Below are 16343 nucleotides of genomic sequence, written 5' to 3' on the forward strand. Positions count from 1 at the left end.
AATAGTGATTACAACAGTGCCAGCAAGAACACTAACTCACCCATTTCAGCCGCTGCACCCAGTGTGTCACCGGTTTGCCCGCCTAAACGACGGCGTAGATAGGTCGCCAATAGCAGCACGACCACCATGGTTATCACTAATGCCCACACCGCCGCACTGTGACCCAATAACAGCGTTAATATTGCCCCGCCAGCCAAGGTCACCGCTGTTTGTCGGCCAGTGACTTTGCCGATATAAATATTGCCCAGCCCATTACCTTCACGGGCATAGCGCTGGCGGTACATCAGCAAGACAATCACCGTGCGCCCGACTACCGAGGCCGCCGTCAGCATGGCAAACATCGACACATCACGCAGCGCCAGTTCACTGACCACTAAAACTTTTGCTACTACGATAAAGATGAGTGCTAAACCGCCGTTAGTACCGAGCCGACTGTCGCGCATAATCTCTAACATCTGCTCGCGCTTACGGGCTGAAAATACCCCATCACACGTATCTGCCAACCCATCAAGGTGAAAAGCACCGGTAATCAATGCCAGCGCCAAGACATAGCCCAGTGCCGCCAGCGGCACACCGCACCAAGGTGCCAACAAGGTAAAAACGCCCCCGCCTATCACACCGACAATCAGGCCAATAAAGGGGAATCCCACAATACCGCGCTCGTAATTATCCATCGCCAGCCCTTGAGTCCAGCGCTCAGGCACCGGAATACGGGTCATAAACTGCAATGTTGCAAGAAATAGCCGCAGACTCATTTAATCTTTACCTCAATACCAGAAATCACTAAAAATACTTCATCGGCCGCCGCCGCCAAACGCTGATTGACCCGGCCGGCAATATCACGAAAGTGCCGCGCCAGACGGTTATCCGGCACAATCCCCATACCCAATTCATTGGTGACGAGAAAAACAGGCGCACGGCTGCGCGCGCAGGCCGCCAGCAGATGCGTAATTTGCTGCTCAATCCCCACTTCGAGTGCGGCAAAATCCATCTGCTCCGGCGGAGTATCGCCCGCCAACTCAAACAGCAGATTGGTGATGAGTGTGGTAATACACTCCAGCATGACCACCTCACCGGGTTCGACGTGCTTATCGAGCACTGCACCCAGATCGCGATACCCTTCCCAAGTGCGCCAGTGTGCCGGACGGCTCGCACGATGCAGTGCCACTCGCTCAGCCATTTCAGCATCAGTGACCACCGAAGTGGCGATATAAAATACCCGTTCACCCGCTTGTGCTGCCAGACGCTCCGCCAGAGAGCTCTTGCCACTGCGCGCCCCTCCAGTAATCAAAATCACTGTGCGCGCTCCTGTTGATGTGTTTTCATTAAGGTTAAAATCTTATCAATATCAATATGCTGCCGCATCTGTTCGGCTAGAATATCGAACTGTTGTTGCTTATGCTCAGCATAATCTAGCGTCACACCGTCAAAGGCAGGCAGCCCTTTACGTTGCCGCAAATTATCCAGCAGTGCCCGAGTAAAGTGGTGGCGGTCAAACAAACCATGAATATAGCTCCCCAATACGGAGCCCGCAGTATTCACCGCGCCATCCACCCACTGCTCCGCCTGCCCATTGCGTAATGTCAAACATGCAAATGGCCTGGCACCAGCCCCCAGATGGGATACCCCCATGTGGATTTCATAGCCTTCCAGTTGTTGCTCACTACAGTTGGTTAGCATCCCCGGCAAGTCAGCCTGACAATAACCACTCACCCTGGTGGTGACTTTCTCATGGGCAAACTGAGTTTCAACATCCAGTAAACCCAAGCCATCCATCTGATCCAGACCTGACTCCACGCCATCAATAATGCGTTTGCCCAGCATCTGATAGCCGCCGCAAATACCAATAACCGGCACATTTTCTTGATGCTGTGCCAGCAGTGCAGCCGCCAGCCCGCATTGATGCAGCCATTGCAAATCACCCAGCGTATTTTTGCTACCCGGCAAGATGATCAGATCCGGCTGGCCCAAAGCCGAAGGGTGAGAAACATAGCGCAGGCGCACATCAGGTTGGGCGGCTAGCGCATTAAAATCGGTAAAATTGGCAATATGTGGCAGGCGGATCACCGCAATATCCAGCGCTTTTTCCGCCGCGCCCTTATATTTCCCGTTTTGCAGCGCTACGCCGTCTTCATCTTCCAAATCAATATCCAGCCACGGCATCACACCTAAAACGGGCACATCGGTCAAGGCTTCAATCTGCTCTAAGCCGGGTTTTAGTAGCGCGATATCACCGCGAAACTTGTTGATGATGACCCCTTTGACCCGCGCTTTCTCATGAGGATGTAACAGTGCCAATGTGCCATAAATTGAAGCAAATACACCACCGCGATCGATATCAGCCACTAATAAAACCGGGGCATCGGCTAGTGCGGCCATGCCCATATTGACGATATCACGGTCGCGCAGATTAATTTCTGCCGGGCTTCCAGCCCCTTCCAACACCATGACGTCATACTCGCTGGCCAGACTGTGGTAAACCTCGCTGATTTGCTGCTGCAACTGCGGTTTGTATTGATGGTATTCCACCGCATCCATATTACAGGCGACTTTGCCCATCAATACTACCTGCGCCTTGCGGTCACTGGTGGGTTTGAGCAGCACCGGATTCATGCGGACATCCGGCGCAATTCCTGCGGCTTCCGCTTGAAAAATCTGCGCACGCCCCATCTCTTCACCTTGCGGCGTAATTCCCGAATTGAGTGCCATATTCTGCGATTTAAAGGGTGCGCAACGATAACCATCTTGCATAAAAATGCGGCATAGCCCCGCCACTAACACACTTTTACCGACATCCGATGCCGTGCCTTGCACCATTATCGATAAATTCATCGCAGACTGACTCATTGCACTTCCTCCGCTTTGCGCTGACGCATCAACGCAAATAGTTGCTCTTCGGTTTTGCACAGTGGTAAACCCAGCTCACTGTGCATTTTCACCAACCATGGCTGAACCAGCCCGGCGGCTTGCAGTTTATCCTGTTGCAGAAAAACCTCGGTTGTTTCACCCGCAATCATCAGATGACCATGCGATAAGACATAAAGATAGTCACAAACCTTATAAATCAAATCGATATCATGGCTGGAGAGAATAACCCGTTTTCCCTCTGCGACAATACGTTCAATGATAGTAATCATGTGCTGCCGCCCCGCCGGGTCTAGTCCGGCGGTGGGTTCATCCAGCAGCAGATACTCCGCTTCCATCACTAACGCCCCGGCAATCGCCACCCGCTTTTTCTGACCATGGCTCAGGTGTTGAATAGATTTATGGCGAAAGCTTTGTGCGTCGACCAAGGTCAGCGCCCGATCAACGCGCTCGGCAATCACCGCTTCCGGCATGCCAAGATTGCGCAAACTGAAAGCAATATCGCTGTCTATGTCGGTATAAAAAATCTGCTGTTCTGGATCTTGAAATACCGTGGTCACCCGCTGGCGAAGCTCACGAAGATGAGGCTTTTTGTAACTCAGCGGCTCACCTTGCCACATCACCGCTCCCTGTTGGGGTTGCAGGATGCCGGTCAGATTCATAAACAACGTCGATTTGCCACAGCCATTGGCACCTAAGACACCGGTGACCGCATGCTGACTGAAATCCAGGGTCAAATCATGCAATACCTGCTCATCTTGATAGCTGAAACCTAACTGTTGGGTGGCTAACATCAAATCCTGCCTTACAGGTGGAAATCGCCCTGATAAAGTTTCATATCCAGCGAGATGACCATCTGTTGATAGCGGATCATCACGCGGGTAAATAGCATGCCGACCAGCATTGCCAGCGAGTGGTAGCCAGTTCGCAGTGAGATATAACCAAATCTCAGAGATTGCGCATGGTGAATAGCCGCCGCCTCTTCAATCAAGATAAAGATAAAACGCCAGGTCAGCAGGATTTGCTCAGTCAGCAACCGCGGTGCATGGCAACGTTTCAGTATCTGAATAAGTTGTGGAAATGGCGTATTCAGCACAAACCAGAAGGTTGCCGCCAATGCCGCCAGACTGCGCCACAGAGTTTGATTGGCGGTATCTAATCCAACCCTATCAATCCCTAACCACCAATTGCCAATATGTACTCCCCACCACAGGCTCTCCGGCTGGCGGGCGAGGGATAACACGATGGTGACCAAGCCCACCATCAGAAAAGAGAGTGGTATCGCCAGCCAGCGCAGATAGCGGCGCGGGCCAACCCGCAGCAGATAACATGTCAGTCCGGCGATAAATACCAGCAGCAGAGCCTGATACATCGGCGGGCTGAGCATGGCCAACAGCAGGAAAACCCCATACAGCACCAGTTTCCCCATCGGGTCGGCCTGCCGCCAGCGACTTTGATAACTTAGTTTATCAATCCCCAGCATGCTCACCGCGTTTCCCCCGGTAATAGCCCAAGATATAGAAGATCACCGCCGCACCAATACTGCCTTGCAAGGTGAACAACAGACTTTCAATTTCACCACTGGCCGGTTCATACAAGGGCTGGAACCAAGGTTTATAATGTGGCGCGGTCAATTGAATCAGGGTTTCGGCTTCGCCGTCAGAGCCACCATATTCACCACCATGATTGATAAAGAATGGCAATATAACCAGAGCGATAACCATCGCCAGCAGAATAAGCGTCTTTTTCATGTTAGTGAGTCTCCGCAGTGATGAGTTTGCGTTTGGTTAACTGGTCGTAAATCATCACCGTCAGCAAACCTTCGGCAATGGCAATCGGGATCTGGGTAATGCAGAACACGCCCATAAATTTGACAATTGAGCCGCTAACACCAAATTGCGGATCGGGGAAAGCCAAACCGAGCTGTACCGAGGTGACAAAGTAAGTGGTTAAATCTGCTAACATGGCACACAGAAATACCCCGACATCACGGCGTAATCCTGCTTTACAGGCCATTTTCCATACCAGATAGCCGACGACTGGCCCAATGACCGCCATCGACATGCCATTCGCCCCCAACGTCGTCAACCCGCCGTGTGCCAGTAACAGAGCCTGGAACAACAGCACAATGGCCCCCAAGACCGCCACCACTACCGGTCCAAACAGGATAACCGCCAGCCCAACACCGGTTGGATGAGAGCAACTGCCGGTGACTGAAGGTATTTTTAGCGCGGATAGCACGAAAATAAAGGCACCACACAATGCCAGCAGGACTTTTTGATTGCTGTCTTCAGCGACAATTTGTTTCAAACGTACCAGCCCCATAAACAGACAGGGTAAGAACAGTATCCACCAGGCCAGTGCCCACATCGGTGGCAAAAAGCCTTCCATAATGTGCATAGCAAAAACATCATTCGGTGCCAGCGTTAACAAGATTGCCATGGCAACCCCAGTTAACGAGAGTTTCTTTAGCTGCTTTTCCATTTCCATCGGTGACCCCTTATCCCCTTCTTATTTGATGTCGTGACGAGATAAACTCGTGGCTGACAATGCCAATTAATCTGGGAATGTATTGTTAAATTAATTAACCCAGTCTTTAACTAATAACCTGTTGTTTATTAACTAAAATAGTCGAGAAATAGGGCAGTGACTGGTCAGGAGCAACGGTATCCAGTTGTCGCCAGCACACTTCCCCTGGTAATGAGGCTTCCGACATCAACAATGCATGCGGGAACAGATTTAACCGCGCCAACAGCGCTTGTATTTGGGCAAAGCGGCCATAAACCTTCATCAATACCACGCAGTCGTGGTCACGCAATGCTCGCTCCAGCTCCGCTTCCGGTGCCGTGCAAGACATAATGGCCAGCGATTGCTGTTCCATTGCCAGCGGTAAAGCTGCACGCGAGGCTATTGCCGCAAAGGAGGTCACGCCCGGTACGATTTCCAACCAATCAGGCCGACCAATGCGTTCCAGTAAAAATACCCAAGTGCTAAATAACATAGCGTCGCCGAGGGTGATAAATCCGACCTGACGTCCGTTAGCGACTTCCGCCTGTAACTGCTGCGCCACCTCATCCCAAACCGCTTGTTTTTCGCTATCATCAGCACTCATCGGGAAATGGCAGGTGCGTATTTCGGTGTTTGGCGAGAGATACTCGCGCACAATAGACAATGCCAGGCTGTCACCGCCTTTACGCCCGGCAGGGGCATACAGCACATCAAGTTGGGCGACGAGCCGCGCGGCACGAACAGTTATTAAATCACTGGCCCCGGGCCCCACACCCAATGCATAAAGTCTGCCGCTCATTACGCCGCCTCCTGCTGTTTTTGTTGCAAAGCATGGTCTAAATGCTCAACAAACATCTGGCGAATCAATGGGTTTTCCCCCAATCCTTGCAGCCATGACTGGGCGCTGATACCCGCGGCTTCCAGTTGTGATCGCCACGAATCCGGCTCAGCAGAAGCCATGTCATTAATAGCGTGATCCCCCGCCACCAGCATCAATGGCATCAAATGCACTTTGCGCACGCCCTGTTGTTGTAATCGAGTAATGATATGGCTGATTTCCGGATAGCTTTCGACCGCCCCGACCAGTGCTGGGAAGTTCAGTGACGTCATTAGATGGTCAAGGCAGGCATAAGCCGAGAAAGCATAATGGCTGGCACCGTGCCCCATAAATACCACGCGCTCATCAGCGACCAGCGACGGCATTTGTGCTTGCAGCGCCACCAGCAATTGCTGGTAATCAGCAAAACTACTCAGCAGCGGAGTGCCCAACACCAAGTGGTGGAAGCAGTCACTGAAAGCACGAACTTCAGTGGCCACTTTCTCGTATTCATCGCCATTAATCACATGCAGAGATTGAATCGCCACATCCTGGTAGCCCTGCTCAGCCAAGAGTTTTAGCGCCTCTCGCGGATTATTAATCAACAAGCCATCGCGTTTACGCAGCTTGCGGATGATCATTTCCGAGGTAAAAGCGCGGAAAACATCACGGTCGCTGTAGGCGGCTGCCAGTTGCTGCTCACAAGCAGCAATATTCTTTTGCCGAGTCTGTTCGTAACTGGTGCCGAAACTGATCACCAACAGTGCTTTTTTCATTTTATTGTCCTCGTTGTTGCTGCCAGTGCATCAGATGCTGGGTAAATTCATCCAATGAAGTCACTTGCTGCCCAAGACTGCCCAATAGCGCTGTGGCCGGGCGGCGCACCACAATGCAGGGAATATTCAGTGCCAAACAGGGGGCCACTTTTTCCTGATAACCCCCTTGTGCGCCAGACTCTTTGGTGATGACGATATCCGGCTGGCAAAACTCATACAGTGCCTGATTAAACTGAGCGCTAAATGGCCCACGCAGCGCGATAATCTGGTCTACGCCCAGTCCTAGAGCCTCGCATTGACGCAATACTTCGGCGGTAGGCAGCACTCGCACCAACAGAGTTTTACCTATCAGCCCCTGTTGATACTCAGCCAACTGTTTGCTGCCGGTGGTGAGTAATACTCGTGGCCCCAAGCCCTGCGCCACCGCACAAGCCGCCGCGACGCTGTCTACCTTGTGCAACAGTGGGTGATTGAGAACCTCAATTTCACTTGGACGCAGATAGCGGGTCAGTGGCACATCCGCTTGCCCGCAGGCCGCGACCACATTGTCACTGAGCAGCTCGGCATAAGGGTGCGAGGCATCAATCACCCACTGCACTTGTCGATTGATAAGAAAATCGACCATTGTCGCCGCATCCATCCGTCCGACAACTACCTCGCCCTGAATATCACCCGCCAGTTGCTGACCTGCATCACTGGCGACCGACAGGCTGTAGCGCTCACCCGCCGCATCCAGCAACTGGCAAATTAGCCGCGCATCGCTGGTGCCACCGAAAATATGAATGGGTGAATAACCGGAAGTCATCATAGATAGCTCTTCATCGTGAATAAGCCGTCATAATGAGTAGCCCCGCGGGGTGATCATCAGCCCATCGCGGCAGTACGTTGCCTGATTGCCGACAATCACCAGACTGGTCATGTCAACCGGTTCATAATCCATCTCACCTAAGGTGGTGAGCCATTTTTCCTGCTTCTTGCGCCCAGCGGCTTTCACCACCCCGACCGGCGTGGTGGCCTTTTTCCATGGCTGCATTAACTCGAACGCGCGCGCCAGATGCCCTTCACGACCACGACTGCGCGGGTTATAGAAGCAGATAACAAAGTCGGCTTGTGCCGCTGCGATAATCCGTTTCTCAATGACTGCCCAAGGCGTCATCAAATCACTTAGACTGATATGACAAAAGTCATGCATCAGTGGCGCGCCAAGCAATGAGGCGGCGGCAATGCTGGCGGTGATCCCGGCGACTAGCCGCACTTCCAGCTCTAATTTTTGTTGTGTGACCAACTCCAGCACCAATCCGGCCATGCCATAAATGCCCGCATCACCACTGCTGATCAGCGCCACGTTATGCCCGGCCAGCGCCAGATCAATCGCGGTTTGGCAGCGCTCAATCTCTTTGCACATGCCGGTTTTGATCACCTGCTTATCCCCAGTCAGGGGCTTTACCAGATGGGTATAGGTCTTATAACCGACGATAATTTCGGCCTCGCGGATTGCCGCAATGGCTTCCTGTGTCATCATCGATTCACTGCCCGGCCCAATGCCAATCACGGTTAACATTAATGCGATACTCCCAGAGTGATGGTGACGCCCTGCTGGCGCAGAGTATTGCCAACCAATTTACCGTCGCTCATCAGCCAGGCGACCGGTTGTGAAACGCTGCCGACACCCACCGTTTGGCGGACAAAATCAGAAGCAGGGAAACGTTGCTCGTGGCGGCTCAATTCGCCGACACTGAACAGTTCGAATGGCACCCGCCAGCATTGAGCCAACTGATGCAGCGCGGGTTCGTCTTTTTTGATGGTGACACTGCCGATAGCCCGTAGCGCCATGAGGTCAAAGTGATTTTCGGCCATTTGCTGTTGCAGCAATTCAACCAGTGTTTGCAGTGAGGTCGCCCGACGGCAACCAATGCCTGCAACCACGCGGCGCGGCACCAATTTATACACGGGCAATGGCAGCGACGGCAGGGTATCGCGCAGTGTGACGCACACCAGCGCATCCAGCTGTGGCAAGGCATCCAATGAATCTACCGGCACAAAACCGCGGGTATCGCAGCGCTCGCGTTCCGCCGCCAATGGCGTATCCCACCACAAGCCAACTTTTTGCTGGCTGACCAACATTTGATTGACCACTTTGACCGCGTGACGGAAATCCTGCATTTCAGCATCTAATTGGGTGGCTAAGGTGTCCAGCGCAGCCATCTCATTAACATCAGTTGCCGTGGTGATAACCGGGTCCGCGCCCAAGATGCCCGCCAGATAACGGGTCAGCGTGTTGGCGCCTCCTACATGGCCTGACAACAAACTGATGACATGCTGCCCGCGTTCATCAATCACAACCACCGCAGGGTCCGTCATTTTGTCATTAACTAAGGGGGCGATAACCCGCACAGTCAAGCCGATAGCGCCCACCACCACCAACGCCGAATACTGTTTAAAAGCCTCGCGCAGGGTGTCGCCAAAACTGCCATTGAATGGCAAGAATCCCGCTTCCATCAGTTTGTCACTGGTAAAACAGGTCAGTGGCAGATGGGTTTGCAAACGCCGCGCGAGCCGAACCCCTCCGGGGGTCAGGCAAAAAACAGCTATCGACTCAGGCTTGACGATACTCATGGCTAAACCCCGCGTCATAAAGTTTGGAATAGTGGTATTCATCACCGAGGAAAGCCCCCACCAAAATCAGGGCAGTTTTATGAATACTCGCCGCCCGAACCAACTCGGCAATATCCGCCAAAGTGCCGCGTACGGTGCGGCTTTCGGCCCAAGTTGCTTTGTACACGACGGCCACTGGAGTTGTAGCCGGATAGCCCCCTGCGATAAGGCGCTCAGCCACCCGGTCCATCTCTTGGACTGATAAGAAAATGGCCATCGAGGTTTGGTGAGCAGCAAAAGATTCCAACTGTTCCAGTGGCGGCATCGGCGTGCGCCCCTCAATCCGGGTGATAATCAAGCTCTGCGCCACTTCCGGCACGGTGTACTCCACCCCTAACTGGGCCGCCGCGCCAAGAAAAGCACTGACCCCCGGTACCGACACAAAACCAATGCCGTGCTCACCTAAAACCTCCCCCTGTTCACGAATCGAGCCATACAAAGAGAGGTCGCCGGTTTGTAGCCGCACCACCAACTTGCCAGCGCGCACGCCATCAACCATCAGTTGAATAATTTGTTCCAGATTCAAGCTCGCGCTGTCGTGGCACTGCGCCTGTGGCGAGCAATACTCCAGCAACTCGGTGTTAATCAGTGATCCGGCATAGATGACAACTTGCGCCTGTTGCAGCAAGCGGTAGCCTTTGAGCGTAATCAGCTCTTTATCACCCGGCCCAGCCCCGACAAACCAGACTTTTTGTGTATCCCATGCGGGTGTACCGGCGGGTGGAACAGTATTAGGATGCCCAGACATTGCACGCCTCCTTGTGGCAGGAAATAAGATAAGTAGGATTATTCGGTTTAAAATAGTGTCCACTGCCCAAAGGGGTCAGGGAGGAGAGCTGCAATTGAACGCAGTCCAATTGGCTGATGGCACAGGTCGGCCCGTGAGTCAGTGTTTCTAAATGGCTTAGTGCTTCATTCAGGTTATTGAGCAAAATAAAGGTCAGTACCAAGCGGCCACCGGGGTTTAGCGTCATCAGCGCCCAGTCGATAAGTTCAGTCAAATGCCCCCCGCTGCCGCCGATAAAAATGGCGTCGGCTTTATCTGTCAGTGGCAGTGGCGCGATGCCCGCGATAATCGCCACGTTGTTGCATCCCAACCGCTGGCGGTTTTCAGTAATCAGCTCTAGGGCTGCCGGGTTGCGCTCAATGGCTGTCACCCTAAGATGAGGAAATCGCAATGCGGCCTCTAGCGCCACACTGCCCGTGCCCGCGCCCACATCAATCAGATGACCGGCTCCTGGCAACTCCAGCCGTTCCAATGCCAATACGCGCACGGCTTCTTTGGTCATCGGGACTTTTTGCCCGCGTAAGAACAGATCATCTTTCATTGAGGATCACCACCACATTCATGTCATAGCGGGCCGCTACCTGCTCGGCGGGCAGGCGGTGAATTCGTTCGTTAGGTTGCGAGAGGTTTTCGCCAATAATTAAGGTGCGAGACAGGCCGCGCTGGTGTAGCGCATCGGCAATGGCGCGCGGGCCGATAATACCGTCAGTGACCATGGCCACTTTGTCGTGCTGGAAAATCCAGTCAAAATCGGGCTCGCGCCCATGGCTGCTGGTGAGGAAAAGGTCGTTCATATCCAGCGCTACTTTGGCGCACAGATATTGAATCGCGCTGATGCCGGGGACGATATGCAACTCGTCGGCACTGAAGTTCGCGGCCAGCAATTTACCAATACCAAACAGCAGAGGGTCACCGGAGGCCAGCACCACAATGCCACGATTTTTGTTGCTATCCAGCCACTCTAATAACCCCAACAGATCCGCATCCAGCAGGCGAGACTCTTTGATTTTGCTACCCAATGTCGCCAGATGGCGTTTACCGCCCACCAGCACATCAGCCTGTTCAATGGCCCGCAATGCATTGGGTGTGAGATATTCGCTATCACCGGGGCCAATGCCTACAACAGTAATCATCGTAGCGCCTCCACAATCTCTGCCAGTGGGCGGCTGCTACCCAGTACTTGATTATCAAAAGAGAATAGAACAGCGTCACATTGTGGGGGATTCACGGAGAAGCGCATCATCTCGGCAACACGTTCGCAGATGCGCTCTGCAATGCGAGAATAGACCCCTTCCCAGCCCTGTTCGGCAATCAGTTCCATTGCCGCCTCGGTGGTATCGCACTGATTTACCGCCAGTAATAGTGCGTGCGGTGCGCCCATCAGTGCCAGATGAGCCACTAAGGTTTCCATGCGCCCATCGGCAATGTGGCTGTGGGTGTGGAAGATGCCAGCAGCAACTTTGACTAGCTTGCCGGGGTGCCCAACCAGCAGTACGTGGCGGAACCCTAGTCGCACGGTTTCTTGCAGCATATAACCGACGAAGTTACTCATGGTCACCACCCGCTGGCTATCGAGGCCCAGATGGTCACGAACAAAGCGCTCGCCATGATTACCCGGCACCAGAATGACGCGGTCTTCACCGGCCGCGCGCTTCATCTCTAGCTCCAGCGCCAGAGAACGTTTCCAGCTCTCTTCCGACATCGGCGTGACAATGCCGGTGGTGCCAATAATGGAGATTCCCCCCAGAATGCCCAGCCGCCCGTTATAGGTTTTTTTCGCCCGCTCTTCCCCTTCCGGCGCAAAAATCTCGACCTCTGCCCCGCGTAGCGGGCCGATGACTTCGCGCACTGCGGCTTCAATGGTCTGGCGAGGCGTACGATTAATGGCGCAACTGCCCACCGGTAAACCAATACCCTTGCGAGTGACGGTTCCCACCCCTTCGCCGCCATGTAAGCTAATGTCGGTCTGCTCAGTGAGAGTTACCCGGGCGAAAATTAACATGCCGTGGGTGGCATCAATATCATCACCGCCATCTTTGCGAATCGCCGCAGTGGCTTGTTGGCCCTCAATCAGCGGTTGTTCGACATTCAGGCACAAGGTGACACCGGAGGGCGTGACAATCGAAATCTGGTCAATCACTTGCTGGCGCAATACCATCAGCGCCGCGACTTTAGCCGCCGCAGTGGCACAAGAGCCGGTGGTATAGCCTTTACGGTATTGCTTACCGTTATGCCAAATGCTGTCTAATTGCTGGTTTTGCAATGCGGCGTCATCACTCACCGACTCGGCATGGAGCAGACTGTCACTCATAACGTCCCCCTTAATTGATAAAGGATGGCGTTAATAATCGCAGCGGCCACATTGCTGCCGCCTTTGCGGCCCAGTGCTGCAATACAGGGCAAATCGCTTTCTACCAGCGCATCTTTGGACTCCGCCGCCCCGACAAAACCGACCGGCACCCCAATGACGGCAACCGGCGCGGCTTGCCGCTCCAGTAAACGGAATAACGCCGTGGGCGCATTGCCGAACACAAACAGTTTCTCCCCCGGCTCCGCCAGCGCGATATCCACCGCTGCCATCGAGCGGGTAATGCCCAGCTTTGGCGCACTGTCCACCACTCGCGGATCACTGATATAGCAGCGGCATTCACAGCCCATCTGCTGTAACAGTGTTTTATTGATACCGGACATGGCCATGGTGGTGTCGGTGTACAAGGTGCAACCCCGGCTGATCGCCTTAGCAATACGGCTCAATACCTCCGGTGAAAAATGCAGAATATCCAGCCAGTCAAAATCGGCGGTGGTGTGAATAACCCGCTTGATCACCGCTTCATGCATCTCACTGACAAACACATAATCGGGCCGTTCATGGGCAATAATGTTGCTAATGATGGCAAAACTGTTCTGCTCGATTTTTTGCGGATTCTTTATATAGTTCATCGGGTTATCCTAGTTAAATGCCAACCAGCAGCAGATGGATCAGGGCAAACAGTAAAAGGGCTAATAATGACGCCATCATCATCAAATGAATGCTGCGCGGAATATCACTGAGCGCCACTTCGCGTCGTTCCTCACCCATCCAGGGCTTTTCCACTCGTTCGCCAAAATAATCATTCGGGCCGCCAAGACGCACACCCAGCGCACCGGCAACCGTGGCTTCTGACCAGCCACAGTTCGGGCTGGAATGTTGGTAACGGTCACGCCAGCCAATGCGCAGCGCCTGTCGATAATCGGCTTGAATCAGCCAAGCGGCGGCACTCAGCAGTAACCAACTCAGACGGGCAGGAAGCCAATTAGCCAGATCGTCCATGCGCGCCGAAACATAGCCGATAGCGCGGTATTTCGGGGTTTTGTAACCCACCATCGAGTCCAGGGTATTAACCGCTTTGTAGGCCATCGCCAGCGGCGCACCGCCAAGCATTAGGAAGAACAGCGGCGCAATCACACCATCGACACTGTTTTCAGCCACCGTTTCCACCACGGCGCGGGTAATTTGCGGCTTTTCCAATTGCGAAGTATCACGCCCAACAATCCATGACAGCTTTTCGCGACTTTGCGCCAATGAACCCTGCTGTAGTGCAGCAAAAACCGCCAGTGCCGCGTCACTCAAGCAGCGCCCGGCCAGCAAGGTGTAAATCATCCACACTTGCGCCAGCCAGCCGAGCCAAGGATTAATCTCGCTCATCAACCATAAGAATCCCCAGCAGGTCAGCCAGGTTATTCCCACCACCACCAACCACAGCACCGCTCCACCCCATTTCAGCGCCCGTTCGCTGCGACAAACGGCACGAATAGCCCGTTGCAGCACGGTGATTAAGTTGCCAATCCAGCGCACCGGGTGCGGCCAGTGCGGCGGGTCGCCGAGCCAGCTATCAAGTAGAAAAGCCACAAACCATGCTGCAAGAGTCATAACAGGCTCCGGGCCGCGCTCAGCCAGCCATTTAATAGACCGGGGCGTTGGGCAAAATGAATATGCAGATAGCTGGCTTGGGTCCGTTGCACTTGGTAGCCGCTACTCCAGCGCTGAATAACCTCGCCATCGCGCCACTTACTGCTATCAAATAGCGGTGTCAGCGGGCTGGTAAAATCGGAATAATGAAACTCATGACCGCGCAGAACTTCACCTTGCGCCGCTAATAAAGTGTCACGGCGAGCCTCGGCCTGACAGTAACCAAAGCGGGTCAGGCGTTTTCCCATTCGGCTTTCACCGGCCAAAATCCCTACCATTGGGTGACGTTGCCCGTCTTCATCGGTTAGGCCCTCCCCCAGATACATCAAACCGCCACATTCGCCATACAGTGGAATTTGCTGACTGTGGGCCTGTTGTAATGCTTGATGCATCGCGGTATTGGCCGCCAACTTTGCTGCGTTAATTTCTGGATAGCCGCCCCCCAGATAAATCATCTGGCAAGCGGGTAACTGGCGGTCATGTAAGGGGCTAAAACGTTGAATGCGCACCCCGGCCTGCTCCAGCAGATCAAGGTTATCGGGGTAATAGAAATTGAAGGCTTCATCTTCAGCCAGCGCCAGTGTCAGGCCATCAGCCAGGGCTTGAGGAGGTAACTCTGGCGGAGTTCCTGGCGGGAGTTCAGTGCACGACGTTAATGTCAGTAATCGGTCCAGATCGATAAACTCTTCAACCTGCTGCGCCAGCTGCTGCCAACGTGGGGCACTATCCGGCTGTTTGGCGATGGGCCCGCCGCGCTCTTGCGCCGGGATCAGCCCTAAATGACGTGAGGGCAATGCCACATCGTCCATCACCGGTAAACGGCCCAAAACAGGAATGCCACAATAGTGCTCAATGGCATGACGGAGTAGCTGGTAGTGATTATCTGAATTGACGCGGTTAACAATAACTCCCGCAATGCGTAGATGAGGGTCAAATTGGCAAAAACCCATGACTGTCGCGGCCACTGAGGTGGATACCGCCTTGCCGTCCACCAGCAAGATTACCGGGCAACCAAGCTGTTTAGCCATGGCGGCGCTGCTGCAATAATTGGGATCAGTACCGTAACCGTCGTAGAGCCCCATAACGCCTTCGATCACTGCCACATCGGCATGGCGCACATGTTGGTTATACAGCCCATTGAGGGTGGCGGGGGGCAGCATAAAAGCATCGAGGTTACGCGACGTCACACCACTGACTGCGGTATGCCAGCCGGTATCCAAATAATCCGGCCCTATTTTGAACGGTTGCACTGACAATCCACGCGCTATCAGCGCCCGCAATATACCCAACGTTACGGTGGTTTTACCGCACCCGCTGCCGGTTCCTGCGATGATAAATGCTTGTTTGCCTGACCGTTGCATAAAAAATCCCGCCATTTCAAGCGGGATATGCAGTGTCAAAAAGGTGCAATTGTGCAGCGTCACCGCTGCGCGCATCTGATGACAACCCGCTTCCCACCGAAGGAGTTGAAAATCTTTTACTGATTTGGCTGGTCTTCTGGCTTAGCGTCATCCTCTCCCGCACCTTCCCAATCCGGTGGATCAGTGGTTTTAGCGGGTTCGTCAGCATCACAGCAGCGGGGGCTGCGGGGGATTGTCACCCCCTTCCCAGTTATGCTTTAGCGCATAACATGCCTTTGTTCTTGAGGCTGCATGGTGTTAACTGCAACTCCAATGACTTTTGGCATAACCAACTCAGTAACTACTTTATGTTAGATTCTGTTATTTTATTTCTACTTCGCGATAGAATTTATCTCTTTATTTACACAGTTGTAACGTCAACTGACTTATTAAATTTGATTAAGATTAATATACTCTTTTCCACAAATAAAAAATGGTTAATTTCATTTTTTTATTGCTATTTTTTGGGTCGCTTATAACAAAAAATTGCCATCAACTCAAAAAAAGCATGAAGTAACAGTCTATTAGACTAATTTTTTCATTTAATTCTATAACAAAAAATTGTCATTAATTACTTTAAAAAATA

The 16343-nt window shown here is 53.1% G+C and carries 19 protein-coding genes and 1 riboswitch; all 19 genes read right to left on the minus strand.

Annotated features, from left to right (window positions below):
* Positions 1 to 8 precede the first annotated feature (8 nt).
* Positions 9 to 755, minus strand: a complete 747-nt coding sequence (gene cobS / locus N0H69_RS16975) for an adenosylcobinamide-GDP ribazoletransferase (protein ID WP_050134634.1) — start codon at positions 753 to 755, stop codon at positions 9 to 11.
* Positions 752 to 1297, minus strand: coding sequence for a bifunctional adenosylcobinamide kinase/adenosylcobinamide-phosphate guanylyltransferase (gene cobU, locus N0H69_RS16980; protein WP_050151353.1), 546 nt, complete (start codon positions 1295 to 1297; stop codon positions 752 to 754). Before cobU ends, cobS begins: the two co-directional genes overlap by 4 nt.
* Entirely contained in the window at positions 1294 to 2832 is a 1539-nt protein-coding gene (locus N0H69_RS16985) for a cobyric acid synthase (RefSeq protein WP_050151388.1), read from the minus strand. Before N0H69_RS16985 ends, cobU begins: the two co-directional genes overlap by 4 nt.
* A gap of 11 nt (positions 2833 to 2843) precedes the next feature.
* Positions 2844 to 3659, minus strand: coding sequence for an energy-coupling factor ABC transporter ATP-binding protein, CbiO family (locus N0H69_RS16990; RefSeq protein ID WP_050122245.1), 816 nt, complete (start codon positions 3657 to 3659; stop codon positions 2844 to 2846).
* A gap of 11 nt (positions 3660 to 3670) precedes the next feature.
* Positions 3671 to 4348, minus strand: a complete 678-nt coding sequence (locus tag N0H69_RS16995) for an energy-coupling factor ABC transporter transmembrane protein (protein WP_050106781.1) — start codon at positions 4346 to 4348, stop codon at positions 3671 to 3673.
* Positions 4335 to 4616 carry an energy-coupling factor ABC transporter substrate-binding protein gene (locus N0H69_RS17000; RefSeq protein ID WP_050106782.1) on the minus strand — a complete coding sequence of 94 codons (282 nt, stop codon included), beginning with the start codon at positions 4614 to 4616 and terminating at the stop codon, positions 4335 to 4337. Before N0H69_RS17000 ends, N0H69_RS16995 begins: the two co-directional genes overlap by 14 nt.
* 1 nt (position 4617) lies before the next feature.
* The gene (cbiM, locus tag N0H69_RS17005; RefSeq protein WP_050106783.1) at positions 4618 to 5355 is read right to left on the minus strand and encodes a cobalt ECF transporter S component CbiM; all 738 of its coding nucleotides are present in this window, start codon (positions 5353 to 5355) and stop codon (positions 4618 to 4620) included.
* Between the two features lie 106 nt (positions 5356 to 5461).
* Positions 5462 to 6172, minus strand: coding sequence for a cobalt-factor II C(20)-methyltransferase (locus tag N0H69_RS17010; protein WP_050122246.1), 711 nt, complete (start codon positions 6170 to 6172; stop codon positions 5462 to 5464).
* Positions 6172 to 6966: a sirohydrochlorin cobaltochelatase gene (cbiK, locus tag N0H69_RS17015; protein ID WP_050151354.1), complete on the minus strand. Its 795-nt coding sequence runs from the start codon at positions 6964 to 6966 to the stop codon at positions 6172 to 6174. Before cbiK ends, N0H69_RS17010 begins: the two co-directional genes overlap by 1 nt.
* Before the next feature lies 1 nt (position 6967).
* Entirely contained in the window at positions 6968 to 7771 is an 804-nt protein-coding gene (locus N0H69_RS17020) for a cobalt-precorrin-6A reductase (protein ID WP_050151389.1), read from the minus strand.
* 30 nt (positions 7772 to 7801) lie between these two features.
* The gene (locus N0H69_RS17025; RefSeq protein ID WP_050106786.1) at positions 7802 to 8527 is read right to left on the minus strand and encodes a precorrin-3B C(17)-methyltransferase; all 726 of its coding nucleotides are present in this window, start codon (positions 8525 to 8527) and stop codon (positions 7802 to 7804) included.
* Positions 8527 to 9582, minus strand: coding sequence for a cobalt-precorrin 5A hydrolase (gene cbiG, locus N0H69_RS17030; protein WP_050122249.1), 1056 nt, complete (start codon positions 9580 to 9582; stop codon positions 8527 to 8529). Before cbiG ends, N0H69_RS17025 begins: the two co-directional genes overlap by 1 nt.
* A complete protein-coding gene (locus N0H69_RS17035) occupies positions 9563 to 10369 on the minus strand; it encodes a cobalt-precorrin-4 methyltransferase (protein ID WP_050122250.1) in 807 nt (268 codons plus the stop codon). The genes cbiG and N0H69_RS17035 overlap by 20 nt, the downstream gene beginning before the upstream one ends.
* Positions 10353 to 10949: a decarboxylating cobalt-precorrin-6B (C(15))-methyltransferase gene (locus tag N0H69_RS17040; protein WP_050151355.1), complete on the minus strand. Its 597-nt coding sequence runs from the start codon at positions 10947 to 10949 to the stop codon at positions 10353 to 10355. Before N0H69_RS17040 ends, N0H69_RS17035 begins: the two co-directional genes overlap by 17 nt.
* Positions 10939 to 11541: a cobalt-precorrin-7 (C(5))-methyltransferase gene (locus tag N0H69_RS17045; RefSeq protein ID WP_050145179.1), complete on the minus strand. Its 603-nt coding sequence runs from the start codon at positions 11539 to 11541 to the stop codon at positions 10939 to 10941. The genes N0H69_RS17040 and N0H69_RS17045 overlap by 11 nt, the downstream gene beginning before the upstream one ends.
* Positions 11538 to 12719 carry a cobalt-precorrin-5B (C(1))-methyltransferase CbiD gene (gene cbiD / locus N0H69_RS17050; RefSeq protein WP_050151356.1) on the minus strand — a complete coding sequence of 394 codons (1182 nt, stop codon included), beginning with the start codon at positions 12717 to 12719 and terminating at the stop codon, positions 11538 to 11540. Before cbiD ends, N0H69_RS17045 begins: the two co-directional genes overlap by 4 nt.
* Complete coding sequence (locus N0H69_RS17055) at positions 12716 to 13348, minus strand: cobalt-precorrin-8 methylmutase (RefSeq protein WP_050106792.1); 633 nt, start codon at positions 13346 to 13348, stop codon at positions 12716 to 12718. Before N0H69_RS17055 ends, cbiD begins: the two co-directional genes overlap by 4 nt.
* Positions 13349 to 13361: 13 nt before the next feature.
* A complete protein-coding gene (gene cbiB / locus N0H69_RS17060; RefSeq protein WP_050145175.1) occupies positions 13362 to 14318 on the minus strand; it encodes an adenosylcobinamide-phosphate synthase CbiB in 957 nt (318 codons plus the stop codon).
* The gene (locus N0H69_RS17065) at positions 14315 to 15718 is read right to left on the minus strand and encodes a cobyrinic acid a,c-diamide synthase CobB (RefSeq protein WP_050151390.1); all 1404 of its coding nucleotides are present in this window, start codon (positions 15716 to 15718) and stop codon (positions 14315 to 14317) included. The genes cbiB and N0H69_RS17065 overlap by 4 nt, the downstream gene beginning before the upstream one ends.
* A 109-nt stretch (positions 15719 to 15827) precedes the next feature.
* A riboswitch (cobalamin riboswitch) is annotated at positions 15828 to 16001 on the minus strand.
* Positions 16002 to 16343: the final 342 nt, after the last annotated feature.

It is taken from the genome of Yersinia alsatica (assembly GCF_025133195.1).
Taxonomy (GTDB): domain Bacteria; phylum Pseudomonadota; class Gammaproteobacteria; order Enterobacterales; family Enterobacteriaceae; genus Yersinia; species Yersinia alsatica.

What these genes read in the sequence shown, in the direction of transcription:
- cobS (WP_050134634.1), bottom strand. Translation starts at nt 755, where the DNA reads ATGAGTCTGCGGCTATTTCTTGCAACATTGCAGTTTATGACCCGTATT.
- N0H69_RS16985 (WP_050151388.1), bottom strand. Translation starts at nt 2,832, where the DNA reads ATGAATTTATCGATAATGGTGCAAGGCACGGCATCGGATGTCGGTAAA.
- N0H69_RS16990 (WP_050122245.1), bottom strand. Translation starts at nt 3,659, where the DNA reads ATGTTAGCCACCCAACAGTTAGGTTTCAGCTATCAAGATGAGCAGGTA.
- N0H69_RS16995 (WP_050106781.1), bottom strand. Translation starts at nt 4,348, where the DNA reads ATGCTGGGGATTGATAAACTAAGTTATCAAAGTCGCTGGCGGCAGGCC.
- N0H69_RS17000 (WP_050106782.1), bottom strand. Translation starts at nt 4,616, where the DNA reads ATGAAAAAGACGCTTATTCTGCTGGCGATGGTTATCGCTCTGGTTATA.
- cbiM (WP_050106783.1), bottom strand. Translation starts at nt 5,355, where the DNA reads ATGGAAATGGAAAAGCAGCTAAAGAAACTCTCGTTAACTGGGGTTGCC.
- N0H69_RS17010 (WP_050122246.1), bottom strand. Translation starts at nt 6,172, where the DNA reads ATGAGCGGCAGACTTTATGCATTGGGTGTGGGGCCCGGGGCCAGTGAT.
- cbiK (WP_050151354.1), bottom strand. Translation starts at nt 6,966, where the DNA reads ATGAAAAAAGCACTGTTGGTGATCAGTTTCGGCACCAGTTACGAACAG.
- N0H69_RS17020 (WP_050151389.1), bottom strand. Translation starts at nt 7,771, where the DNA reads ATGACTTCCGGTTATTCACCCATTCATATTTTCGGTGGCACCAGCGAT.
- N0H69_RS17025 (WP_050106786.1), bottom strand. Translation starts at nt 8,527, where the DNA reads ATGTTAACCGTGATTGGCATTGGGCCGGGCAGTGAATCGATGATGACA.
- cbiG (WP_050122249.1), bottom strand. Translation starts at nt 9,582, where the DNA reads ATGAGTATCGTCAAGCCTGAGTCGATAGCTGTTTTTTGCCTGACCCCC.
- N0H69_RS17035 (WP_050122250.1), bottom strand. Translation starts at nt 10,369, where the DNA reads ATGTCTGGGCATCCTAATACTGTTCCACCCGCCGGTACACCCGCATGG.
- N0H69_RS17040 (WP_050151355.1), bottom strand. Translation starts at nt 10,949, where the DNA reads ATGAAAGATGATCTGTTCTTACGCGGGCAAAAAGTCCCGATGACCAAA.
- N0H69_RS17045 (WP_050145179.1), bottom strand. Translation starts at nt 11,541, where the DNA reads ATGATTACTGTTGTAGGCATTGGCCCCGGTGATAGCGAATATCTCACA.
- cbiD (WP_050151356.1), bottom strand. Translation starts at nt 12,719, where the DNA reads ATGAGTGACAGTCTGCTCCATGCCGAGTCGGTGAGTGATGACGCCGCA.
- N0H69_RS17055 (WP_050106792.1), bottom strand. Translation starts at nt 13,348, where the DNA reads ATGAACTATATAAAGAATCCGCAAAAAATCGAGCAGAACAGTTTTGCC.
- cbiB (WP_050145175.1), bottom strand. Translation starts at nt 14,318, where the DNA reads ATGACTCTTGCAGCATGGTTTGTGGCTTTTCTACTTGATAGCTGGCTC.
- N0H69_RS17065 (WP_050151390.1), bottom strand. Translation starts at nt 15,718, where the DNA reads ATGCAACGGTCAGGCAAACAAGCATTTATCATCGCAGGAACCGGCAGC.